This is a genomic window from Acidisoma silvae (genome assembly GCF_020618775.1).
In the GTDB taxonomy this organism is placed as follows: domain Bacteria; phylum Pseudomonadota; class Alphaproteobacteria; order Acetobacterales; family Acetobacteraceae; genus Acidisoma; species Acidisoma silvae.
Genome location: NZ_JAESVB010000002.1, coordinates 549,003 through 572,366 on the forward strand (window position 1 = coordinate 549,003; position 23,364 = coordinate 572,366).

Below are 23,364 nucleotides of genomic sequence, written 5' to 3' on the forward strand. Positions count from 1 at the left end.
CAGGGCCATAGGCGCGATGCTTACGCCGCTTTGACGAGGGTATTGATTTCGGCATTGGAAAGCTTGGTCAGCAGACTGTCCGCTTTCTTCTCTTCCGCCAGCGTCTTTTCCAGGATGGTGACGATATCGGCCTTCCCAAGAGACTTGGCCCAGGCGATGAGCGAGCCGTAGCGCGCCATCTCGTAATGCTCCACGGCCTGGGCGCAGGCCGCCAAACCGGCATCACGCACGGCGCTGGGCTCCTTCGCTTCGTCCAGAAGCTCCTCGCATTCCTCGATCAGACCATTGATCGCCTCGCAGGTGACGGTCTGCGCCCGTTTGCCGAGGATCTCAAAAACCTGCTGCAAACGCTCGATATGATGCTGCGTTTCCTCACGGTGCTCCGTGAAGGCTTCGCGCAGATGCGGGCTATGCGCTGCCTTAGCCATCTTGGGCAGTGCTTTGGAGATCTGGCGTTCGGCGTAATAGACGTCTTTCAGAAAATGCAGGAACAGGTCATTCATCGTGTTCATAAGACATTCCTTTTGACAGAATCTTTCACGGTGCGTCATCATCGCTGATGATTTCACCCTCGCGTGCAGCGGCAGATGGTCTTGGGCGGCCAGCGGCCCAAGCCCCCAAGGCTTCACGCTGCAGTGTGTACAGAACTGGACGAACCGGTCTGAGGCCGAGCCGCTCTTCCCAGACACACACCCGTTTGCGATGCTGTCCGCTTGAACAGGGCGAGGGTGACGCGGATGACGATGCGAACCGAAACGGGCATCTTCCGGCTGGGTGATCTGCCGCTGCAATCGGGGAAGCTTTTACCCGACGCGCAGATCACCTGGGCCAGCTACGGCACCCTGTCGCCGAACCGCGACAATGTCATCGTCTATCCCACCAGCTACGGCGCGCAGCATACCGGCACAGAATGGGCCATTGGCGCGGACAGCCTGTTCGACCCCGCGCGCTGGTTCGTCGTCATCCCCAATATGTTCGGCAATGGCCTGTCTTCCAGCCCGTCGAACACGCCGGATTACCCGGACCTGGTCACGACCGCCGATAATGTCCTGGCTCAGCGCCGGTTGCTGACGCAGGTCTTCGGCATCACCCAGGTGGCGGCGGTCTATGGCTTCTCCATGGGCGCGCAGCAGGCCTATCACTGGGCGGCCCTGGCGCCGGAGGCCGTGGACCGCGCCATCATCGTCTGTGGCAGCGCCCGCACCTCCCCCCATAATCAGGTCTTCCTCGCCTCCCTGATGGCGACGCTGGAGGCCGCACCCGAACATCTGGGCCAGGGCCGCTTTTCGGCTGAGCCCAAGCTAGCCCGCCGCGCCTTTACCCGCATCTATGCCGGCTGGGCCATGAGCCAGGCCTGGTATCGCGCCGGGCTGCACCTGTCCTCGATCGGTGCCGCCGACCTGGACAGCTTCCTGGACGATCATTGGGAGCCTGGTTTTTCTCTGGCGGCCTGCGACCTCTATGCGCAGCTCCGCACCTGGTATGCGGGCGATATCAGCGCCAGCGACCTATACGGGCGGGACAACGCGGCGGCGCTCGCCGCCATCCAGGCCAAGGTCCTGCTGATGCCGGGCGAAACCGATCTGTATTTTCCGCCCGAGGATAGTGCGATCGAGTTGCGGTCCCTAAAGCACGGAAAGCTGGCCCCCATCCCCAGCATCTGGGGCCATGTCGCCGGCGCGCCATCCAATCTGCCGGAGGAAAAGGCTTTCCTCCGTGCGACGGTGCGGGACTGGCTGGAGCATTAACAGACCCTAACGTGGCATCCGCCGCCCTGGTCGGCTAAGGCAGCGGCCTCACTGCTATCGGACCCTGTCTATAATGGCTGATTATCACACCGCGCTCCGCCGTTTCATCGGCAATACGCTGTATGAGACCTTCGAGCATCTCGTCATGCTGGTGCTGACCCTGGTCATCGTCATCCTGATCGGCTTTGCGACCTGGCACCTGGTCATGGCCACGATCGGCCTGATCCAGACCGGGGAGTTGGACCCTGCCAACCCGGTCGTCTATCCGGCGATCTTTGGCATGTTCTTCACGGTGCTGATCGGCCTGGAGTTCAAGCGCTCCTTCCTGATCGTGACCTCCAGCCAGGCCAGCATCGTCCGCATCCGCTCCATCATCCTCATCGGCCTGCTGGCGACGCTCCGAAAGTTCATCGTCCTCGATCTGAAGGAGATCAATGTCGGTGAAACAATCGCCGTCGCGGCCGCGATTTTGGCCCTCGGCCTGGTCTATTGGCTAGTGCGTGATCAGGAGCGGCGGGCGACGGAAGCCCATGTGCCCGATACCCCCATTGGGTAACGACGCCACTCTCCTGTAGAAGGACGGGGTCAATCGTCCGAGCGAAGGAGCCATAAGGCCGTGCTACGTTTCATAGACCCCGTTCTCTCCCCCGACCTTCTCGCCGTCCTGCGCGAAATGGGTCACGGCGACGAAATCGCCATCGTCGACTGCAATTTCCCGGCCGCCACCATGGGTGAGCGCGTGCTGCGGGCCGATGGCGTCTCCGCCACCCATCTGTCCGAAGCCATTCTCAAGCTCATGCCGCTCGACGATTTTGTCGAGGACAGTGCCTTCGTCATGCGTCAGGTTCATGCACCCGACGAGCTTGCCCCGGTTTGCGTGGAGTTCGAGGGACTAGTCAAACAGTATAGCCAAGGACAGTTCGGCGTCGTCGCGCTGGAGCGCTTCGCCTTCTATGACCGCGTGCGCAGCAGCTTCGCCGTGGTGCAGACGGCCGAGCGCCGCCTGTACGGAAATCTTATTCTCAAAAAGGGCGTTCTGCGTCCCGGCGAAGGCTAAGCCACGAGTCGCCCGCGCGAATGCAAGGGTTAGGAAAGTTTAGCCGCCCTTGCGTTCGCGGCAGCGCAGCAAAATCGATATGTGCAAGGCTTTGATATCGGCCCCATTTGTCAAAAAAGTTAAATAATTTAGGCCAGTACAAAATCTTGTTGATGAAAATTCCAAACCCATTGCGCTAGGCTCCATTGCTACCGCCAAGTTTCCTGACATTGGCTTTAGCCAAAGGAGACTTGTCGACGGCACCTGCCCTTTAAAAATGGCTGGAGAGCGCGCGCATGATGGATAAACCGCATAACGTCTTCTCGCTTCATGCGACCCTGCGGGATCGCACGCGCGAGGTTGAGATGAGCCTTGCGGATTATCTGAAAGCCTGCCGGGATGATCCGCGATGCTACGCCAGCCCGGCGGAACGCATGCTGCGGGCAATCGGCGAACCCGAAATCATCGATACCTCCCGAGAGTCGCGGGCGGGACGCATCTTCCTCAATCGCACGATCCGCGTCTATCCGGCCTTTGCCGAGTTTCATGGCATGGAAGAGACGATCGAGCGCATCGTCGGCTTCTTCCGCCACGCGGCGCAGGGCCTGGAGGAGCGCAAGCAGGTTCTGTATCTGCTCGGTCCCGTCGGTGGCGGCAAATCCTCCCTCGGCGAGCGGTTGAAATCGCTGATGGAGAAAGAGCCGATCTATGTGTTGAAAGCAGGAGACGATCTGAGCCCTGTGTTTGAGAGCCCGCTCGGTCTTTTCGATCCTGACACGATGGCGCAAACGCTGCTCGAAAATTATAATATACCGCGCCGGGTGCTGACCGGCATTGCCAGCCCCTGGGCGCTGAAGCGGCTGGAGGAATGGGACGGCGACCTGGAGCGGTTTCGGGTGGTGAAACTCTACCCGTCGCGCCGCAAGCAATTCGCCATCGCCAAGACGGAACCGGGCGATGACAATAATCAGGATATTTCGGCACTCGTCGGCAAGGTCGATATCCGCAAGCTGGAAACCTATAGCCAGAACGACCCGGACGCCTATGGCTTCTCCGGCGGGCTGAGCCGCGCCAATCAAGGCATGCTTGAATTCGTCGAAATGTTCAAAGCGCCGATCAAGATGCTGCATCCGCTGCTGACGGCGACGCAGGAAGGCAATTACGTCGGCACCGAGAATATCGGCGCCATTCCGTTCCAGGGCATTATTCTGGCCCATTCCAACGAAGCCGAGTGGCAGAGTTTCCGTAACAACCGCACGAATGAAGCTTTTCTCGATCGTGTCTGCGTCGTGAAAGTTCCGTACTGCCTGCGGGTCACGGAAGAGAGTAAAATTTATGAAAAGCTGATTTCCAGCTCCGCGCTGATCGAAGCGCCCTGCGCGCCCCATACGCTGGAAATGCTGGCCCGCTTCGCGGTGCTGTCACGGCTGAAGCCGCATGCCAATTCACGCCCCTTCGCCAAGATGCGCGTCTATGACGGGGAAAACATTCGCGAGACCGACCCCAAGGTCAAGACGATGCAGGAATACAAGGACGCCGCCGGCGTCGATGAAGGGATGGACGGAATCTCAACCCGCTTCGCCTATAAGGTTCTGTCGGAGACCTTCAACTACTCCTCCGCCGAAATCGCGGCAGACCCTGTGCATCTGATGTATGTTCTGGAACAGTCCATCCGGCGCGAGCAATTCCCGCCCGAGACCGAAGCCACCTATATCGCGACCATTAAGGATGAACTGGCATCGCGCTATGCCGAATTCATCGGCAATGAAATCCAGAAAGCCTATCTGGAAAGCTACGGCGACTACGGCCAGAACCTGTTCGACCGGTATCTGGACTATGCCGATGCCTGGATCGAGGATCAGGACTTCAAGGATCCCGATACCGGGCAGATGCTCAATCGTGAATTGCTGAATGGTGAACTGACGAAGATCGAAAAGCCGGCGGGCATCGCCAACCCCAAGGACTTCCGTAACGAAGTGGTGAAGTTCGCGCTGCGCACGCGTGCCAATAACGGCGGGCAAAATCCGTCCTGGACGAGTTACGAAAAAATCCGCGAAGTCATCGAAAAGCGGATGTTCAGCCAGGTGGAGGATTTGCTGCCTGTCATCAGCTTCGGCTCCAAGAAGGATAATGATACGGAGCGGAAGCATAATGATTTCGTCAGCCGGATGACCTCGCGCGGTTATACCGAGCGCCAGGTCCGCCGTCTGGTGGAATGGTATATGCGCGTGAAACAGTCAGCGTGAGCCAAAGCCCTTGGAGATCATCGACCGCCGACGCAATCCCCATGGCAAGAACCTGGAAAATCGCCAGCGCGTGCTGGCGCGCGCACGCGCCGCCGTCGCGCGTGCCGCGCGGGCGGCGATCGACCAGGGAACCATTCGCGAAGTCGGGCATGATCAGAGTGTCGTCATCCCGGCCGACAGTCTGAACGAACCGAGCTTTCATACCGTCTTCACCAAAGGCCAGCGCCAGATCGTCTTTTCCGGCAATAAGGAATTTTCGACCGGCGATCGGCTGACACGACCGCCCGGCGGCCAAGGCCAGGGTGGTGCCGGCGAAGGCGGCCAGGGCAATGGTGACGGGCAGGACGGTTTCCGCTTTGTGCTGACCCGCGACGAATTCCTGGATCTGTTCTTCGAGGATCTGGAATTGCCGGACCTCGTCAAGAGCCAGATCGTCGCGACCGAAACCATGACGCCGCAGCGCACGGGGCTTAGCGTTGATGGCTCCCCGTCGCAGATCGACATGGCCCGCAGCATGCGGCAGTCCATGGCCCGGCGGATCGGGCTGAAACGCCCGAAGACGCCTGAAATTTTGGCGATGGAAGCGGAAATCGCGGCGCTCGAAAAAGGCCGCGACAATCCCGAACGCCTGCGCGCCCTGAAGGATGAACTGGCGACCGCACTGATGCGCCAGCGCCGCATCCCCTGGATCGATCCGGTCGATCTGCGCTATCGCCGCTTTACGCAAGTGCCCAAGCCCAGCGCCAGGGCTGTGATGTTTTGCCTGATGGACGTCTCGGGCTCCATGTCGGAGCCGATGAAGGATCTCGCCAAGCGCTTTTTCCTGCTTCTGCATGTGTTTCTGGAGCGGCGCTACAAGCATGTCGATCTGGTCTTCATCCGTCATACCGAGACGGCGGAGGAAGTGGACGAGAATACCTTCTTCACCGATCCGCGCACCGGCGGCACGGTCGTATCCTCCGCGCTGACGGAGTTCCTGAAAATCCAGAAGCAGCGCTACCCGCAGGACAGCTGGAACATCTATGTCGCGCAAGCTTCCGACGGCGACAATTCCAGCAGCGATACCCAGAAATCGACCGCCATGCTGGAAAACGATATCCTGCCGGTTGTGCAGTATTTCGCCTATATCGAAGTCGGCACCATGGCTGTCATCCGCGGCGATACCGATCTGTGGCGCGGCTACAGCCCGATTGCGCAACGCGACAGTCGGCTTGCCATGAGCCGCGTTTCCGACCGGCGCGATATTTTCTCGGTCTTTCGACATCTCTTTGCTCGCAAGGTGGCCGCGTGACCGAAAACCACCTGCTCTATGAGGGCGCTGACTGGGATTTCCCGACCATCCAGCGCAGCTATGACGCGATCGAAAAGATCGCCTGCGAGGAACTGGGGCTGGAAGTTTACCCCAATCGCATCGAAATCATCACGGCTGAGCAGATGCTCGACGTCTATACGGCGCATGGCATGCCACTCACCTATCGTCATTGGTCCTATGGCAAGCGCTTTCTGCAACATGAGCAGAGCTATAAGCGCGGCTATTCAAGCCTCGCCTATGAGGTGGTGATCAATTCCAACCCTTGCATCAGCTATCTGATGGAGGAAAATACCGCGACGATGCAGGCGCTGGTCATCGCCCATGCCGCCTTCGGCCATAACCATTTCTTCCGCAACAATCATCTGTTCCGGCAATGGACGGAAGCCTCCGCGATCATCGACTATCTGGAATTCGCGCGCGGCTATATCGCCTCCTGCGAGGACCAGCATGGGGCCGCCGCCGTCGAACGTGTCATCGACGCCGCCCATGCCCTGTCACGCCATGGCGTGCATCGCCACGGCGGCGCGCGTCCGCTGAACCTGAAGGTGGACCAGAAGCGGGAGCGCGAGCGGCGGGAGCATGATGAGCGCGTCTTCGACGACCTGTGGCGCACGGTGCCGGGTGGCAAGCCGAAGCATACGTCGGACAGCGCCTCAGACCGCCGCCGGCGCCTGGGCCTGCCGGAAGAAAATCTGCTCTATTTCATCGAGAAGGTGGCGCCGCGCCTGCAATCCTGGCAGCGGGAGATCATCCGCATCGTCCGCCTGATCGCGCAGTATTTCTACCCGCAGCCGCAGGCCAAGCTGATGAACGAAGGCTGCGCCACCTGGGTGCATCAGCGCATCATGCAGCGGCTGCATGAAACAGGACAGATCAACGACGCGGCCTTCCTGGAAGTGCTGCATTCGACCAGCAATGTCATCTACCAGCCGGATTTCGACAGCCCAGGTGGTGGGCCGGGCTTCAACCCCTATGCGCTCGGCTATGCCATGATGACCGATATCGCGCGTGTTTGCGCCAATCCGACCGAGGAAGACCGCCGCTGGTTCCCCGATATCGCCGGCAACGGCGACCCTGTCGGCACGCTGCGCTATGCCTGGGCCAATTTCCGCGACGAGAGTTTCGTCCTGCAATATCTTTCGCCCGCCGTCATCCGGCAGTTCCGCATGTTCCGCCTGCTAGATGACACCGCGGATTCAGCCCTCGTCGTCGATGCCATTCATGACGATGCCGGCTATCGCGCCGTGCGCCGGTCGCTGGCCGCCAGCTACGACCCGGCCTTGCATGACGCGGATGTACAGGTCGTCGATGTCGATCTGGCCGGCGACCGCAAGCTGCTGCTGCAACACCGCACCAAGCCGGGCGAGTTGCTCTCGACGCGCGATGCCGAGGCGACGCTGCGGCACGTCGCCTTTCTATGGGGCTATGAAGTGCGGCTACAGGAGGTCGATACCGAAACCGAGGCCATCCTCTCCACCCATACGGCCAACCCGCCGCCCACGTGATCCGCGCGACAAACCCTTCACAAGCTGGTCACACGCAGGCGTGAGCCTTGCTGAACGCGGAATGCACCCCAACTGGGTTACAGAAATGTCACCTTGGGGGAAACGGCCATGCGGCTTCTTCTGATTATTCTGATCCTGCTGCTGCTGTTCGGCGGCGGCTATGGCTTCGTCGGCGGCGGCTTCGGCGGCAGCTATGGCTACGGCCTGGGCGGCGGGCTCGGCCTGATCGTCATCATCATTATTGTTTTGCTTGTTCTTGGGTAGACGCTTCAGATTGAGATTGAGTACCGTCATTCCCGCGAAAGCGGGAATCTTCTTTGCTACAGGCTGCAACAAAAAGATGCCCGCTTTCGCGGGAATGACGGTTGATGGCGATGCGATCGCACTCTGAACTACCTTTGGCGGCAGCGCGCGCCGTCATGAGCGCGCTGCCGTCTGTCTGACGTGACGCTCAGCCCGGCACGCCCTGGCTGGTCGAATACTCGAAATGCAGCGCCTTGCCCGGATGCACGATAGGGTGAATGGCATGCGCCGCCATCGCCCCTTCCGCGAAACCCTGAAGAATAAGCTTTAGCTTTCCGGGATAGGTTGCGACATCGCCGATAGCGAGGACGCCCGGCATGGTGGTCTCGCAGGTGGCCGGCGTCACCGGCAGATGATGGCGTTCCAGCGCCAGCCCCCAGTCGGCAATCGGCCCCAGATCCATCGACAGGCCAAAGAAGGGCAGCAGCACATCGGCGGGCAGCACCTTCTGCTCACCCTGTAGCGTTGCAACCACAACGCCGCTCAGGTTGCCCTGGCCGCCTTCCAGCCCCTGCAACTGATAGGGGATGACCATTTCGATTTCGCCCTTGGCCGCCGCCTCATCCAGCCGCGCCGCCATTTCCGGTGCTGCGCGGAATTTCGGCCGGCGATGCACGACGGCGATGGAGGCTGCGATATCCTTCAGCGCCAAGGCCCAGTCCACCGCCGAATCACCGCCGCCCGCGATGACGACGCGCTTGCCACGAAAATCCTCGCGCCGGCGAACGTAATATTGCACGCCGCCCGTCGCCTCATAGGCCTCCAGCCCGCCCATCGGCGGCCGGTTGGGGCCGAAAGCACCGGCGCCGGCCGCGATGATCACGGCCTTCGCCTTCACCTGATCGCCCTTGTCGGTGGAAAGCGTGAAGGCCCCGGCCGCGCCGCTCAGCCCCGTCACGCGACGGCCGAGCAGGCGCGGCGCGTCGAAAGGCGCGATCTGCTTTTCCAGTTGCGTGATGAGGTCGGCGGCTTCGATCGCGGGATGGGCGGGAATGTCGTAGATCGGCTTTTCCGGATAAAGCGCGGTGCATTGGCCGCCCACCTCGTCCAGCGCGTCGATCAGCACGGCGCGCATTTTCAGCATGCCGCATTCGAAAACCGCGAAAAGCCCGGCCGGCCCCGCGCCCACGATCGCCACATCCGTATCCAAGACCTGAGCCATCCTGCGCCCGTTCCCCGTTCAAACCGTCCCGGTAAATAGGCTCTGGCCTTCCGGTCCGTCCAGCCTTGGGGCATGGTCCCGGCCCATGACCGGCAGTACCTCTCCCTCGCTCGACCTTCAGCTGCATACGCTCGATGAGACGGAAGCCCTGGCGGGGCGGATCGCAGCTCAGCTGTGCCCCGGTGACGTCGTTCTGCTGTCAGGCCCGCTCGGCGCCGGCAAATCCGCCCTCGCCCGCGCCGTTATCCGCGCGGCATCCGGCGACCCCACTCTGGACGTGCCCAGCCCCAGTTTCACCCTGGTGCAGAGCTATGAGACGCCGAAGGGCATGGTCCATCACTATGACCTGTGGCGGGTTGAACCCGGGCCGGACCTGCGCGAACTCGGCCTGGACGACGCCTTCAATGACATAACCTTGATCGAATGGCCCGACCGGCTGGAAGCCTATACGCCGGCCGATGCGCTTGAAATTACGCTCAATCCGCATGCGGATGGCCTGCGGGACGCCCGTCTTTCCGGCTGGCCGGATCGCCTTCATCGCCTTATGGACCAGCCATGACCCAAACAGCCTTCTCGCCTGTCCAAGTCCCGCGCACCGCCATGCTTCTGGCGGCGGGCCTCGGCACCCGCATGCGCCCGCTCACCGTGAAGACGGCGAAGCCGCTGCTGCCCTTGGGCGGCCGGGCGCTGCTCGATCACGCGCTGGACCGGCTGGCCGATGCGGGCGTGGAAACGGTCGTCGTAAATACCCATTGGCAGGCGGAAACGGTGGAAGCCCATCTCGCCGCCCGCACGGGCGGCCCCGCCGTCATCGTCCAGCGCGAAGACAGCCTGCGCGACACCGGGGGCGCCGTGGCGTCGGCACTCGCGGCCGGCCATTTGGGGCAAGATCCTTTTTACGTCATCAATGGCGATGCCTTCTGGCTGGACGGGCCTATCCCCGCGTTGCTGCGCCTGGCCAGCGCCTTGGAAATCGAAACCGCCAAGGGCGTGCTGCTGCTACAGCGGACCACGCAGGTCGCCAGCGCCACGGGTGCGGGGGATTTCGCGCTCGACGTCTGGGGCCATCCGCGCCGTCCGACGGAGCATGAGCAGGTTCCCTATATCTATGCCGGCATCCAGATTCTCTCGCCCGACCTGTTCCAGGATCTGCCGCCGGATCGCTTCAGCCTGAACCTGATCTGGGATCGCGCCATCGCGGCCGATACGCTGCGCGCCATTGTGCATGACGGCGTCTGGTTCCACCTCTCCACCCCGCCCGATCTGGCCCGTGCCGAGGTCGAGCTGCGGGAACATGCGGCAGGCAATCGCCGGTGAAACCGCTCGGCCTCTGGTCCATTCCCAGCGGCCAGCCGTTTCTGGATGCCCTGGCCGAACGCTGGCTGCGCGACCACGGTTCGGCGCCACTGGCCCAGGGGCTCATCCTGCTGCCGACGCGCCGCGCCGCCCGCGCGCTGACGGAAGCCTTTCTGCGTGCGACGGACGGCAAGCCCCTGCTGCTGCCGCGCATCTCGGCCATCGGCGCGTCGGACGAAGTGCCGCTGGCGCTCGGCCCCGCCGCCCTCGCGCTGCCGCCGGCCATGCCGGAAGCCCAGCGGCTGGCGACGCTGTCCCGCCTCATCATCGCGCTGGAACAGGCGAGCGGCGCTCTCAGCCCCAGCCTGGATGCGACCTGGCGCCTGGCCCGCGAACTGGCCAGCCTGATGGACGAGGCCGAACGCGCTGAAGTGCCGCTGGCCGAGGCGCTGCGCGCCAGTGTGCCGGAGGAGCTCGCCGCGCATTGGCAGAAGACGCTGACCTTCCTGGCCATCGCGACCGACCAATGGCCGCGCATCCTAAATGAATTGCAGTTGATCGACCCGGTCGCGCGTCAGGTTCGCCTGCTCCATGCCCAGGCAAAGGCCTGGGAAGAGACCCCGCCGGACTATCCCGTCTGGATCGCCGGGCTGACCACCGCCCGCCCTTCCATCGCGCATGTCGCGCAGGTGGTGGCCAAGCTGCCGCAGGGCGCGGTGATCCTGCAAGGCCTCGACCACGGCATGGCGGATGACGTCTGGAAATCCCTCCAGCCCAGCCATCCGCAGGCCGGATTGCAACGCCTGATCGCGGCCATGGGCGCGCGGCGGGAAGACGTGCAGCCTTGGGACGATTCGGCCGCACCGGGGCCAAGCCGATCCGATCTTCTGGAGCGTGCTCTGCTGCCCGCGGAAGCCCTCGGCGCCTGGCGCGAACCGACGCCGCTCGCGCTCGATGGGCTGTATCGCCTGTCGCCGTCGGACCAGCAGCAGGAAGCCATCGCCATCGCCGCCCTGCTGCGCGATACGCTGGCAACGCCCTCCGCCCGCGCCGTGCTGATCACGCCGGATCGCCAACTTGCCGCGCGTGTCGCGGTGGAACTGCGCCGCTTCGGCGTCATCGCCGATGACAGTGCGGGCGAAGCTTTGGGGGAGACGCCGGCTGGCACCTTCCTGCGCCTGATCGCGCGCGCGGTGGCCGACCGTCTGGCGCCGGTGCCCCTGCTGGCTGTGCTGAAACACCCGCTGACCGCCGCCGGCCTGTCGCTCTCGGCCTGCCGCGCCGGCGCCCGGGCCTTGGAAACGGATTGCCTGCGCGGACCGCGCCCGGCGGCCGGGCTCACCGGCCTGCGCGATGCGCTGGACAAGACGCGCGGCGGTCCTTCGCCGCGCTCCGTCGATCTGCTGGCGCAGTTGGAACCCGCTTTGCTGCCACTGCTGCGCCTGACAGACGGCTATACCGCTCAGCCTGCCTCCGCTCTGCTCCGCGCTTTGACGGCGACCGCCGAGGCGCTGGCGACGACCGCCACCGATGCCGGCGCCGGCCGGCTCTGGGCCGGCGAGGAAGGCGAAGCGCTGGCGACCGCCATCGCCGAGGCTTTGCCCGCGCTGGACACACTGCCCGATATCAGCCCCTCGGTTCTGCCCGGCCTGCTGGAAGCCCTGCTGGAAGGCAAGGTCGTGCGCAGCCGCCGCGCCATTCGTGGCCTGGAAGGCGCTAAAATCCATCCCCGCGTCTCTATCTGGGGCCTGCTGGAAGCACGCTTGCAAAGCGCTGAAGTCGTCGTTCTCGGCGGTCTGGTGGAAGGCGTCTGGCCGCCCGCGCCCGACCCTGGCCCCTGGCTCAGCCGCCGCATGCGCGCCGAGGCCGGTCTGCCGTCACCGGAAGAAGAAATCGGCCAGGCCGCGCATGATTTTCTGGTCGGCGCCTGCGCCGCCCCCACCGTCATTCTCAGCGCGCCGTCCCGCGTTGGCGGGGCGCCGGCCGTGCCGGCCCGATGGCTGAAGCGGCTGGAAGCGATGCTGGCTGGACAGTCGCGGCAACTTCCCGCCCATCCGGCGCTGACCTGGGCGCAGGCGCTGGATCAGCCGGGCGCCGCGCCGGAACCCGCGCGGCCGCCTGCCCCCAAACCGGCCGTGGCGCTGCGCCCGCGCAGCCTCTCCATCACCGAAATCGAGACCTGGCTCGCCGACCCATACGCCATCTATGCGCGCCATGTGCTGCAGCTGAAGGAGCTCGATCCTTTGGATCAGGCGACGGATGCCGCCGATTACGGGCGCCTTGTCCATGCCGGTGTGCAGCATTTCCTGACCGAGGCGGGCGCGGAGTGGCGGTCGGATTCACCTCATCGGCTGCGCATCGCCATGGAGCGCGCGCTGGGCGAAGCGCGGCTGCGGCCGGCGCTGGCCAATTGGTGGCGCCCGCGCCTGGCGCGCATCGCGGACTGGATCGCGGAGGTGGAAACCGCCCGCCGCGCCGGTCTGTCGCTGACCAAAATCGGCACCGAGGTCAGCGGCCGATGGACGCTGTCCGGTCCTGCGGGTTCCTTCACGCTGAAAGGCCGCGCCGACCGGATCGAAAAGCGCGCCGATGGATCGCTCACCCTCATCGACTACAAGACTGGCACAGTGCCGAGCGACAAGCGCGTGCGCGAAGGCCATGCGCCGCAATTGCCGCTGGAAGCCGCCATGGCAGCCTCCGGCGCTTTCGGAGAAGACTATGCGGGGCCCACGGCCGAGATGAGCTATTGGCGCCTGCGCGGCGGGGCCGAACCCGGAGCCGTCATCACACCCATCGAAAGCCTCACGGAACTGGCCGATCTCGCCGCGCAATCGGCGGACTCGCTACGCGCCCTGATCGCGGCCTTCGATGACGAGGCCAAACCTTACCTCGCGCGCCCGCATCCCGGCCGGGCGGCGCGGGATTCGGCCTATGGCCGCTTGGCCCGCCTAGCCGAATGGGCCGGCGGCGGGGATGAGGGTAGCCCATGACGATCCCCCAGCTCGGACTGCCCTTGCCACCGACGCCCACCGCCGATGACGCGCGGGTGCGCGCCAGCCAGCATCAGATGGCGGCGTCCAACCCCCTGGTTTCCACCTTCGTCGCGGCGTCCGCAGGCTCCGGCAAAACCAAGCTGCTGACCGACCGGCTGCTGCGCCTGATGCTGGGCGGCGTCGACCCCGGCCGCATCCTCTGCCTCACCTTCACCCGCAATGCCGCCGCCGAAATGGCGCTGCGCTTGCAGGACAGGCTGGGCCGCTGGGTCAGCCTGCCCGATGACGTGCTCAACCAGGCGCTGGCCGAGCTTGAGGTTCTGCCCAGCGAGGCGCATCGCAAACGCGCCCGCTCGCTGTTTGCCATCGTGCTGGACCTGCCGGGCGGCATGCGCATCGACACCATCCACGCCTTCTGCCAGTCGCTGCTGCGCCGCTTTCCGCTGGAAGCCGGCATCTCCCCTCATTTCCGGCTGGTCGAAGAACGCGACGCGCTGATTTCGCTGCGGGAGGAGCAGGAGCTTGTCCTGTCCCGCATTCATGACGACGCGCCAGGCATGCGTGACGCCGTCGATGCGCTGGCCGCCGAACTCAGCGCCGATGACCTGGACGGCCTGCTGCGCAAACTGGACGGGGCGCGGGAAAGAACCGAGGCGCTGCTGGCGCTGGACACCGAGGCACTGATCGCCAGCCAGCGCCGCGTTCTGGGCGCCGTGCGCAGCGCGGAGGCTATCTGGCAGGACGCGCTGTCGGGCGGCGCAGCCTCCGAATTGCGGCGCGTCCTCTTCACCATTGCCGAACAGGGGCCGCCCACCGTCCGCATTCGGGCGCTGGCTTTGCTGGACTGGCTGGCCGATGACGAAGACAGCCGCCGCCGCGACTGGACCGTGTGGAGCCGCAGTTTCTTCAAGGCGGATGGCGGCCCGCTGGCCCGGTCGACATTGGTCGGGAAAAAGCTCGATGCGGACCGGCCTGACCTGTGGCCGGTGATCGAGGCTGAGCAGGCGCGTCTGACCGCCATCGAAGACGCTTTCGCCGCCGACCGGCTGGCCGATCTGTCCGCGTCTTTCCTGCGCCTCGCTTTGCCGGTGCTGCGCAACCAGGCGCGGCGGCGGCAGGTGGAAGGGCTGATGGATTACGGCGACCTCATCATCCGCTCCAACGAGTTGCTGCGCGATCCCGGCGCCGCCTGGGTGCTGTTCAAGCTCGACCATGGGCTGGATCATCTTTTGCTCGACGAGGTGCAGGATACCGCGCCCGCGCAATGGACCATTGCCGGCAGCCTGACGGCGGAATTCTTCGCCGGCACCGGCGCACGGGAAGTGCAGGCGCAGACGCAGAAGGATGCGCTGGGCCGCACAGTCTTTGCGGTCGGCGACCGCAAGCAGTCCATCTACGGTTTCCAGGGCGCCGATCTGCGCTCCTTCGACGATTGGCGGGACCGGTTGCGCCAGCGCGTCCGCCGCGCCCAGCGGGACTGGCATGACGGCGCGCTGGACGTCTCCTTCCGCTCGGTCGTGCCGGTGCTTGCGCTGGTCGACGCCGTCTTCGCGGACCCCGAAGCCGCCCGCGGTGTGGTGGAACCTGGCAGCACAGCGCTGCTGCATGTCTCGGCCCGACCGGAAGATGGCGGGCAGGTCGAAATCTGGCCGCTGACGCCGCGCGAAGCGGTGCCGAGCCCCGATGCCTGGACCATTCCGGACAGCAATCTGGGCCAAACCTCGGCACCCGGACGTCTGGCGCGCGACCTCGCGCAATGGATCGCCCGGCTGACCGACGGCAGCCAGACGCTGGCAAGCCAAGGCCGGCCGGTGCAGCCCGGCGATATTCTGGTCCTGCTGCAAAAACGCGCGCCGATCGCGCCGATCCTGGTGCGCGAGCTTAAGGCAGCCGGCGTGCCCGTCGCCGGGCTGGACCGGCTGGAACTGACGGCCCAGGCCGCCGTGCAGGATCTGATGGCGCTCGCCGACAGCCTGCTGCTGCCGGAGGACGATCTTTCCTTCGCTTGCTGGCTCACCAGTCCTTTAGGCAATCTGTCAGATGAAAGCCTGATGGACCTCGCCGCCGGGCGCGGCCACCAATACCTGTCGGAAACGCTGCGCCTGCGCGCGGCGGAACGCCCGGATTGGCAATTCGCCTGGCATTTCTATGAAGTGCTGCAAGCGGAAGTCGATTACGCCACGCCCCATGCCGTACTGTCCCGCGCGCTCGGCGCGCTGGGCGGCCGGGCGCGGCTGTTCCGCCGCCTGGGCGCGGAAGCCGCCGAGCCGGTGGATGAACTGCTGAACGCTGCGCTGACCTATACGGCAAGCCATGCGCCGTCCCTGCAAAGCTTCCTGCACTGGCTGCGGCAATCGACGGCGGAAGCGAAGCGCGAACCCGGCGCGGCCGGCGATGCCGTGCGCATCATGACCGTCCATGCCTCCAAGGGCTTGCAGGCGCGGATCGTCATCATGGCGGATGCGGCCAACAAGCCGCCCGGCGACCGTTCCTCTCTCCTCTGGATGCAGGATGAAAATAGCGGCCTGGAATTGCCGATCCTCTGTCCGCGCAAGGACAGTCATTGCGAGGCCAGCCGCAGCTTCCAGGGCATGGTGCAGGCCCGCGCGGTGGAAGAGCATCACCGCCTGCTTTATGTCGCCATGACGCGGGCCGAAGACCGGCTGATTGTCTGCGGCTGGGAAAGCGGGGGGCCCGGCAGCCGGGTGCCGACCTGGCATGAGCTGATTGCGCGCGGTTTCGACGCGCTATCGGCGCAGACGCTGGAAGACCCCAATTCCTTCCCACCGCTTCGCCGCGTTGTGACGGCCCCGCAGCGGCGCCCGCCACCGGAAGCCAAGGCGAAGGCCATCGGTCTGACTGCCGACCTGCCTAGCTGGATGGGTCGCGCACCCGACTGGCAGACCGTGCCGGCCCCGCGCGAGCCGCCACGCCCGACGCCGCTGGCGCCCAGCCGGCCGGATGACGTCGCCTTCGGCCCGGTACCGGCCAGCGATTCGCCGTTGATCGTGACGGCATCGCGCGGCGCACGCTTCACGCGCGGCACGCTCATCCATCAATTGCTGCAACATATGCCGGACATGCCGGCGGATACGCGCGCAGAAGCGGCCTTCGACTTCCTCAGCCGCGCCAGCGCCGGCGTCAGCACGGACGAGGTCGAAACCGTGCTGGCACAATGCGAAGCGGTGCTCGGCCACCCTGCGCTGGCCGAGGCTTTCGCGCCCGGCAGCCGGGCCGAAGTGCCGCTGGCGGGCGAGGTCGCCGGCGAGGTCATCACCGGCGTCGTCGACCGGCTGGCGGTAACGGCCGACAGCGTCGTCGCGCTCGACTTCAAGACCAACCGCCAGCCCCCGGCGACGGCGGAAAAGACGCCGCTGCTGTATCTACGGCAAATGGCGGCCTATCGCGCGCTGCTGGAGCGGATTTTTCCCGACCACCTGATCCACTGCGTGCTGGTCTGGACGGAGACCGGCACCGTCATGCCGCTGCCGGATGCGCTGCTGAAAAGCCACAGCCCTCAGGCGCGGGCGGCGGCAAAAGCCACGAACTGATCGAGCAAAGGCCCAACCCAGCCCAGACCGGCTCCATCGGAGAACCACGCAGCCCTGACGGCCGCCAGATCCTCCGGACCGCGCACGAATTCCGCGCTTTCCGGCACGCCGGTCACGGGCAGCCGATAGGGCAGGCAATAGGGATAGTCCCGCACCCGCCATTCGGGCCGATGCGTCGTCATCAGCGCCAGGCAGGGGACGGAATAGGCATCGGCCAGATGCAGGATGGCGGTATCGGTGGAGACCACCGCCCTTGCGCCCGCGACGAGGGCGGCCAAGGCTTCGATCGATGGGCAGAATGGTGCCGCAATGGCACCTTCCACGGGCTCGCCCTGGGTCACGACGGGGCCGAAGCCACGCGCAGCCAGGCCAAGCTGTAGCGCAAGATGCGCCTCCGGCGGCATGTCCCTGAGCGCGATGGAGGCCTTGGGGCAAAGGAGGACATAGCCTGTCGGCAGGCCCATGTCAGGCAATGGCGCCATCCGTGGCGCCAGCCAGCGATTGCGCTTCTCGTCGGACGATATTGCGTGCGGATTGATACCCAGCTTGGCGAGAAAAAAATCGATCATGGAAATGCGCGCGAAAGCCGGGTCATGCGCGAAGTCGCGAATGTCGATCACCTGACCGTCGCGCGGCGCCAGATCCATCGGCCAGATTTCGGCCAGATCGGTCGCGCGTTCATACAATTGCGGCAGCAGAGGTTTCGCCGACGGTTCCGTGCGGCCAAGAACGACTCGCCCCTGAATGGCACCCGTCGCACGGGCAACCGACAGGGCCTGCAATCCGATGATACCGTCGCCCAGGCTGATGCCGAAGCCGTTCAGAACTGTCGTCAGGCTCAAATCCTGCAATCCTCGATTACCTGCCCCAGCGTCACAACTGATGCTCACGGGAGCAAGCTTGCCTGGAGGGAGGGAATGTCCCACCTTCAGTTCAACGCAACATTAACCGCGTCGCTCCGCGGCGCGGCTTTCAGTATGAGGCCCCCCATGGCTGGCAATACCAAGGCTGTGACTGACGCTAGCTTCGACTCCGATGTCCTGAAGGCACCGGGTGTCGTCGTCGTCGATTTCTGGGCCGAATGGTGCGGCCCATGCCGCGCGATTTCCCCGGCTCTTGAGGAAATCTCGGCCGAATATGCGGGCAAACTGACCATTGCCAAGGTCAATATCGACGAAAACCCGACGACGCCGAGCAACTATGCCGTCCGCGGCATCCCGACGCTGATCCTGTTCAAGGACGGCAAGCAGGTCGCGACCCAGGTCGGCGCCGCTCCCAAGAGCGTGCTCAAGGCCTGGATCGAGCGTAGCCTTTAAGCGATGTCGGCCGTGGCGATTCGTGAGCCTCTAATCCGCGTGATCGCCATGCCGGCGGATACCAACCCCGCCGGCGATATCTTCGGCGGCTGGCTGCTGGCGCAGATGGACTTGGCGGCGGGCAATCTTGCTCATCGCATCGCCAAAGGTCGCTGCGTCACGGTCGCCCTTGACGGTATGGCCTTCCTGGCGCCGGTCCATGTCGGCGACGAGGTCAGCTTCTATGCCGACCTGCTCTCCATGGGCCGGACTTCAATGAAAATCTCCGTCGAGGCCGAGCGGCGCACGCGCTATCAGGCGGAGACAGTGCCGGTGACCAAGGCCATCTTTACCTTCGTCGCCATCGACGAAGACCGGAAGCCTCGCCCCATCAAGGACGGCGACGGGACTTAAAACCCTCCGGGCGGAACCATCAGGCGCCGTGCGGTTGGTTTGCGCGCGGCGTTGATGGCGGCGTCCAGCGCCGCCAGAAATTTCGAGCGGTCTTCCTTCGTCAGCCCGTCCGGGCCGCGCGTATTGGCGCCGAAGGAGCGCAGGTGCTCGGCCACTGCCCGCCCGGCCAAGGCCGTTCCGATATTATCTTCCGTCCAGTGATGCCCGCGTGACGACAGCGCCTTAGCCCCTTTGGCCAGGCAGCGCGCGGCCAGTGGAATATCGGTGGTGATGCAGACATCCCCGGCCGCGATCTGATCGGCGATCCAGTCATCCGCCACATCCGGCCCATCGGGCACGGTGATCATTTCGACATTGGGCCGGCCCGTCGGCCGCAGCGGTCGCGATCCATTGGCGACAACGAAGACTTTGAGGGCGAGGCGGTCGGCGACGCGATAGACTTCTTCCCGAACCGGGCAGGCGTCGCCGTCTATGTAAAGAATGGTCATACGGCTGATCTAGCCAGACGCAGCCCTATTCTCAAGTCGCCAAAAGAAAGCCGTCATCCGCGAGCGCGTCACGCGGATCTACCCGTCGGGATACCCAAACGCCGTCCGGGCGCCATGACGGGTAGATGCACGGCATGAAGCCGTGCATGACAATTAGGAGGGCAGCCAGAGCCTAAGCGGCTGCCACTTGCATCTCACCCAGATAGGCGTCGCGGACATGCTCATTCTCGCGCATTTCGGACGCCGGCCCTTCCAGCACCACCTGTCCAGTCTGCAAAACATAGGCGCGATGGGCGATGGACAGCGCCATGGCCGCGTTCTGCTCCACCATGAAGATGGTGACGCCCTGTCGGTTGATCTGCTGGATGATGTCGAAGGTCTGTTCCACGAAAAGCGGCGACAGGCCCATTGACGGCTCATCCATGCAGATCAGCTTCGGGCGGGCCATCAATGCCCGGCCGATGGCGACCATCTGCTGCTCGCCGCCCGACAGCGTGCCGGCCATCTGGTCCCGGCGCTCCTTCACGCGCGGGAACAGGGAATAGACCCGCTCCAGATCTTGATCGAAATCAGCGCCACGCTTGCGCGTGAAGGCACCCATTTCCAGATTCTCGAAGACCGTCATGCGCGGAAACAGCCGGCGCGCTTCCAGCACCGGCGCGATGCCGCGCTTCACCCGCTCGGCGGTCGGCAGCCGGTCGATGCGCTCGCCCTCGAAGATCACCTCGCCCGAGGTCGGCCGCACGATGCCCATGATGGTCTTCATGGTGGTGGACTTGCCGCAGGCATTGCCGCCCAGCAGGCAGATGATCTCGCCCGCGCCCAGGTTGTAATTGACGTTCTTCAGGACGTGCAGGTCGCCGTAGTACGTATTGACGTTGCGAAACTCAAGCATGAGCGGCAGCCCCCCGGCCAAGATAGGCTTCCAGAACCTGTTCGTTTTTACGCACCTCGTCGGCCGGGCCTTCCGTCAGCTTCTCGCCATGGTCGAGGACGATGACCTTGTCGGCGATGCGCGTGACGACATCGAGCTTGTGCTCGATGATCAGCACCGTCAGGCCGAGCGCGTGAAGCCCCTTGATCTGCTCGGCGAGTTCCAGGGATTCGGAGGTGTTCATGCCCGCCGTCGGCTCATCCAGCAGCAGCAGCTTGGGTTTGGAGGCCAGCGCGCGGGAAATTTCGACACGCCGGCGATTGGCGTAGGACAGGCCCACCACCGTCTGGCCCAGACGCGGCATCAGGCGGTTGCCGAAGATCTTCGCGATCTCGATTACCCAGTCTCGTCCCGCCGCCTCTTCCGTCAGTTTCTTGGGGGAGCGGAAGACGGCGGAGAAAGGCCCGGCCTTCAGCCGCGCATGCAGGCCAACCATGATATTTTCGGCAACCGTCAGCGTCGTGAAGAGACGGATATTCTGGAAGGTGCGGGCAATGCCCGTCTTCAGAATCTGGTCGGACCGCAGACCCAGGATTTCATTGCCCTGGAACAGGATACTGCCCTCACCCGCCCGCACCAGACCGGTGATGGTATTGAACAGCGTCGATTTGCCGGACCCGTTGGGTCCGATGACGGCCACCACGCTGCCGGCCGGCACGGTGATATTGACTTTGTTGAGCGCAACCAGACCGCCGAAGCGCACCGTCAGGTCGTTGATTTCCAGCATCGGCACCGCGCCGGGCTCGTGGATATAGCCTTCGCCGCCGATCTGGCTGAGCGTCACATCCTCGGCCCGCACATGGGTCTGCACGGTCGCATGCTGCTGCTCGAAGGACAGCGCCCGCTGGCGCCGGTTGGCCGGAATCAGGCCTTCACGGCGATACAGCATCATGATGACGAGGATGATGCCGAAGATCAGCTCGCTCGCCTGGGTCAGGTCGATCGAACTCAGATAGTTGTTGTGGATGCTGTCGCCGAAGGCGTTCACCCATTGCGTCAGGTCGCCCAGGAACCAGGACTGCAACAGCTGCAGCGCGACGGCGCCCAGCACCACGCCCCAGACGCTGCCCAAGCCGCCCAGCACGACCATGACCAGGATCATGATGGAGACGGGGAAGCCGAACATATCCGGCGTCGCCGTCTGTAGCTTGGCGACATAGAAGGTGCCGGCCATGCCGGCGAAGGCTGCGCCCAGGCCGAAGGCCAGCAGCTTGAAGCGCGTCAGATTGATGCCCATGGCACCGGCCGCGATTTCGTCGTCGCGGATCGCCATCCAGGCGCGGCCGATACGGCTTTCCCGCAGGCGCGTGCTGGCGAAGATCAGGAAAGCAACGACGCCGATGCCGACATAATAATAGGGCGTCGCATCGATGCCGAATTTGTAGCTGAACAGCGTCGGGCTCGCGATGCCGTTCAGCCCGGCGGCGCCATTCGTCAGCCCCGTCCAGTTGCGCGCCACGATCGGCACGATCTCACCGAAGCCGAGCGTGACGATGGCGAGGTAGTCGCCGCGCAGACGCAGGGTCGGCGCGCCGAACAGGATGCCGAAGAAGGCGGAGATGACGCCCGAGATCGGCAGCATCAGCCAGAAGGAGACGGTGAAATGAACCAGTGCATGGTCGTTCTGCACCACCTTCTGCACTAGGCCGAGCGCCGCGAAGGGTACCCAGAAACCGCTCCAGTCCGGAGTGATCTGCCAGGAGGTCAGAATGCCATAGGCATAGGCGCCAATGGCGAAGAAGGCGGCATAGCCGAGGTCGAGCAGGCCGCAGAAGCCGACGACGATATTGAGGCCCAGGGCAAGGGCCGCATAGGCCGCCGCGTTGCCGGCGGCATCGATATTGGCCTGGTCACCGGTAATGACCGGAAACAGCACGGCCAGCACCGCCAACAGCACGATGGACCCGGTACGGACGGCCGGCTTGTCGAAAGGCGCCGTCAGCCAGCGCCATTTGGCGGGCGGTGCCTGAACCGTCGGCAGCGCATTGGTATTCTCATGTCCCGGCTTGGCATCGGGGGGCGCGGTTGTCGTATCCATGGACCCGATCTCCTTCAGGACTTGGTGGGCGCAAGGCGCCCGAGCAGGCCGGCAGGGCGGCAGACCAGAACCAGGACGAGGAGGGAGAAGATGATGACGTCGGCCCATTTGGCGCCGATATACTGGCCGGCCATGGCTTCGATCAGGCCGATGAGCAGGCCGCCGATCATGGCGCCGGGAATATTGCCGATGCCGCCCAGAACGGCCGCCGTGAAGGCGCGCAGGCCGGCCGTGAAGCCGATGCCGAAATTGGTGAAGTTGTAATAGAGGCCGAAGATGAATCCGGCGGCGCCGGCCAGGGCCGAGCCCAGGAAGAAGGCCGTCATGATGACGCGGTTGACGTCCACGCCCATCATCAGCGCGGCATCCGGGTCCTGCGCGGTGGCGCGCATTGCCTTACCCAGCTTGCTGCGCTGGACGAAGAAATAGAGCCCGCCCATCAGCACGGCCGACAAGGCCCAGATGATGAACTGAAAGACCGTGATCTGTGCGGTGCCGATATGGAGCGCGACCGATGGAATGGGATTCGGGAAGTTCTTTGTATTCGCCCCCATGGTCAGCATGACGACGTTCGACAGAACGTAGGACACGCCGATGGTGGTGATCATCGCCATCGGCCCCTGCACCCCGCGCAGCGGTCTCAAGGCCAGTCTTTCGATTCCAACGCCCAACATGCCGCACGCGATCATGGTGACGGCCAGGGTCACCACCAGCACGCCGACCAGCGGAAAACCGTGCAGCAGCACCGTCTGCCCGCTGAGGCCGAACAGGCTGAGCACGCCCATCGCGACAAAAGAGCCGATCATAAAAACATTGAAATGGGAGAAATTGATCAGCTCCATGATTCCGTAAACAATCGTGAAGCCAAGGGCGAGCAAAGCATACATCGCGCCCAGGCTGAGACCGTTGACGAATTGCTGGAGAAGGAGATCGAAGGAGGACATTCTTAAAAGATCCCGGCTCTCAACAGAAATTTCTAAGGTGAATCGCAGGCAATGCCGTCTCGTTCCCCAGCGCTGGCAGCATGAATGCTGGCGGGCTGT

The 23,364-nt window shown here is 64.2% G+C and carries 20 protein-coding genes; 13 read left to right on the forward strand and 7 right to left on the reverse strand.

Translation table 11 applies throughout. The features are described 5' to 3' along the window. Positions 1 to 20 precede the first annotated feature (20 nt). Complete coding sequence (locus ASILVAE211_RS07205; protein WP_227320612.1) at positions 21 to 512, reverse strand: YciE/YciF ferroxidase family protein; 492 nt, start codon at positions 510 to 512, stop codon at positions 21 to 23. 225 nt (positions 513 to 737) lie between these two features. Between ASILVAE211_RS07205 and ASILVAE211_RS07210 the strand changes: the two genes are divergently transcribed. From ASILVAE211_RS07210 to ASILVAE211_RS07240, 7 genes are all read left to right on the forward strand, one after another. Further along, positions 738 to 1,748, forward strand: coding sequence for an alpha/beta fold hydrolase (locus ASILVAE211_RS07210; RefSeq protein ID WP_227320613.1), 1,011 nt, complete (start codon positions 738 to 740; stop codon positions 1,746 to 1,748). Positions 1,749 to 1,821: 73 nt separating this feature from the next. Then, complete coding sequence (locus tag ASILVAE211_RS07215) at positions 1,822 to 2,304, forward strand: phosphate-starvation-inducible PsiE family protein (protein WP_227320614.1); 483 nt, start codon at positions 1,822 to 1,824, stop codon at positions 2,302 to 2,304. Between the two features lie 60 nt (positions 2,305 to 2,364). Next, a complete protein-coding gene (locus ASILVAE211_RS07220) occupies positions 2,365 to 2,805 on the forward strand; it encodes an RbsD/FucU family protein (protein WP_227320615.1) in 441 nt (146 codons plus the stop codon). Positions 2,806 to 3,080: 275 nt separating this feature from the next. After that, on the forward strand, positions 3,081 to 5,030 hold the full coding sequence (locus ASILVAE211_RS07225) for a PrkA family serine protein kinase (protein WP_456304487.1): 1,950 nt from the start codon (positions 3,081 to 3,083) through the stop codon (positions 5,028 to 5,030). Between the two features lie 10 nt (positions 5,031 to 5,040). Continuing rightward, positions 5,041 to 6,321, forward strand: coding sequence for a YeaH/YhbH family protein (locus tag ASILVAE211_RS07230; RefSeq protein ID WP_227320616.1), 1,281 nt, complete (start codon positions 5,041 to 5,043; stop codon positions 6,319 to 6,321). After that, a complete protein-coding gene (locus ASILVAE211_RS07235; RefSeq protein ID WP_227320617.1) occupies positions 6,318 to 7,847 on the forward strand; it encodes a SpoVR family protein in 1,530 nt (509 codons plus the stop codon). Before ASILVAE211_RS07230 ends, ASILVAE211_RS07235 begins: the two co-directional genes overlap by 4 nt. Positions 7,848 to 7,955: 108 nt before the next feature. Continuing rightward, complete coding sequence (locus tag ASILVAE211_RS07240) at positions 7,956 to 8,111, forward strand: hypothetical protein (protein WP_227307226.1); 156 nt, start codon at positions 7,956 to 7,958, stop codon at positions 8,109 to 8,111. 187 nt (positions 8,112 to 8,298) lie between these two features. Here the strand turns inward: ASILVAE211_RS07240 and ASILVAE211_RS07245 are convergent, their stop codons facing one another. After that, positions 8,299 to 9,312: an NAD(P)/FAD-dependent oxidoreductase gene (locus ASILVAE211_RS07245; protein WP_227320618.1), complete on the reverse strand. Its 1,014-nt coding sequence runs from the start codon at positions 9,310 to 9,312 to the stop codon at positions 8,299 to 8,301. Positions 9,313 to 9,397: 85 nt separating this feature from the next. Here ASILVAE211_RS07245 and tsaE point away from each other — a divergent pair, with 85 nt between their 5' ends. From tsaE to addA, 4 genes are read left to right on the forward strand one after another with little or no spacing between them, the layout of a single operon-like run. Further along, positions 9,398 to 9,871 carry a tRNA (adenosine(37)-N6)-threonylcarbamoyltransferase complex ATPase subunit type 1 TsaE gene (gene tsaE, locus ASILVAE211_RS07250; RefSeq protein ID WP_227320619.1) on the forward strand — a complete coding sequence of 158 codons (474 nt, stop codon included), beginning with the start codon at positions 9,398 to 9,400 and terminating at the stop codon, positions 9,869 to 9,871. Beyond that, the gene (locus tag ASILVAE211_RS07255) at positions 9,868 to 10,629 is read left to right on the forward strand and encodes a nucleotidyltransferase family protein (RefSeq protein ID WP_227320620.1); all 762 of its coding nucleotides are present in this window, start codon (positions 9,868 to 9,870) and stop codon (positions 10,627 to 10,629) included. Before tsaE ends, ASILVAE211_RS07255 begins: the two co-directional genes overlap by 4 nt. After that, the gene (gene addB / locus ASILVAE211_RS07260; protein ID WP_227320621.1) at positions 10,626 to 13,598 is read left to right on the forward strand and encodes a double-strand break repair protein AddB; all 2,973 of its coding nucleotides are present in this window, start codon (positions 10,626 to 10,628) and stop codon (positions 13,596 to 13,598) included. Before ASILVAE211_RS07255 ends, addB begins: the two co-directional genes overlap by 4 nt. Beyond that, on the forward strand, positions 13,595 to 17,152 hold the full coding sequence (gene addA / locus ASILVAE211_RS07265; protein WP_227320622.1) for a double-strand break repair helicase AddA: 3,558 nt from the start codon (positions 13,595 to 13,597) through the stop codon (positions 17,150 to 17,152). The genes addB and addA overlap by 4 nt, the downstream gene beginning before the upstream one ends. Here the strand turns inward: addA and ASILVAE211_RS07270 are convergent. Then, positions 17,119 to 17,994 (reverse strand): glycosyltransferase family 9 protein, encoded by an 876-nt coding sequence (locus ASILVAE211_RS07270; RefSeq protein ID WP_227320623.1) that lies wholly within the window; start codon positions 17,992 to 17,994, stop codon positions 17,119 to 17,121. The two genes, addA and ASILVAE211_RS07270, sit on opposite strands and share 34 nt — an antisense overlap. Positions 17,995 to 18,141: 147 nt before the next feature. Between ASILVAE211_RS07270 and trxA the strand changes: the two genes are divergently transcribed. Next, complete coding sequence (gene trxA / locus ASILVAE211_RS07275) at positions 18,142 to 18,468, forward strand: thioredoxin TrxA (RefSeq protein ID WP_227320624.1); 327 nt, start codon at positions 18,142 to 18,144, stop codon at positions 18,466 to 18,468. Positions 18,469 to 18,516: 48 nt separating this feature from the next. After that, the gene (locus ASILVAE211_RS07280) at positions 18,517 to 18,861 is read left to right on the forward strand and encodes an acyl-CoA thioesterase (protein ID WP_227320768.1); all 345 of its coding nucleotides are present in this window, start codon (positions 18,517 to 18,519) and stop codon (positions 18,859 to 18,861) included. Here the strand turns inward: ASILVAE211_RS07280 and ASILVAE211_RS07285 are convergent. The 4 genes from ASILVAE211_RS07285 to ASILVAE211_RS07300 all read right to left on the reverse strand — a co-directional run bounded on the left by ASILVAE211_RS07285 (position 18,858) and on the right by ASILVAE211_RS07300 (position 23,265). Continuing rightward, positions 18,858 to 19,349 carry a YaiI/YqxD family protein gene (locus ASILVAE211_RS07285; RefSeq protein ID WP_227320625.1) on the reverse strand — a complete coding sequence of 164 codons (492 nt, stop codon included), beginning with the start codon at positions 19,347 to 19,349 and terminating at the stop codon, positions 18,858 to 18,860. The two genes, ASILVAE211_RS07280 and ASILVAE211_RS07285, sit on opposite strands and share 4 nt — an antisense overlap. A 172-nt stretch (positions 19,350 to 19,521) precedes the next feature. Then, positions 19,522 to 20,244, reverse strand: a complete 723-nt coding sequence (locus ASILVAE211_RS07290) for an ABC transporter ATP-binding protein (protein WP_227320626.1) — start codon at positions 20,242 to 20,244, stop codon at positions 19,522 to 19,524. Next, positions 20,237 to 22,321: a branched-chain amino acid ABC transporter ATP-binding protein/permease gene (locus tag ASILVAE211_RS07295; protein ID WP_227320627.1), complete on the reverse strand. Its 2,085-nt coding sequence runs from the start codon at positions 22,319 to 22,321 to the stop codon at positions 20,237 to 20,239. The genes ASILVAE211_RS07290 and ASILVAE211_RS07295 overlap by 8 nt, the downstream gene beginning before the upstream one ends. A 14-nt stretch (positions 22,322 to 22,335) precedes the next feature. Further along, positions 22,336 to 23,265, reverse strand: a complete 930-nt coding sequence (locus tag ASILVAE211_RS07300) for a branched-chain amino acid ABC transporter permease (RefSeq protein ID WP_227320628.1) — start codon at positions 23,263 to 23,265, stop codon at positions 22,336 to 22,338. Between the last annotated feature and the right edge of the window lie 99 nt (positions 23,266 to 23,364).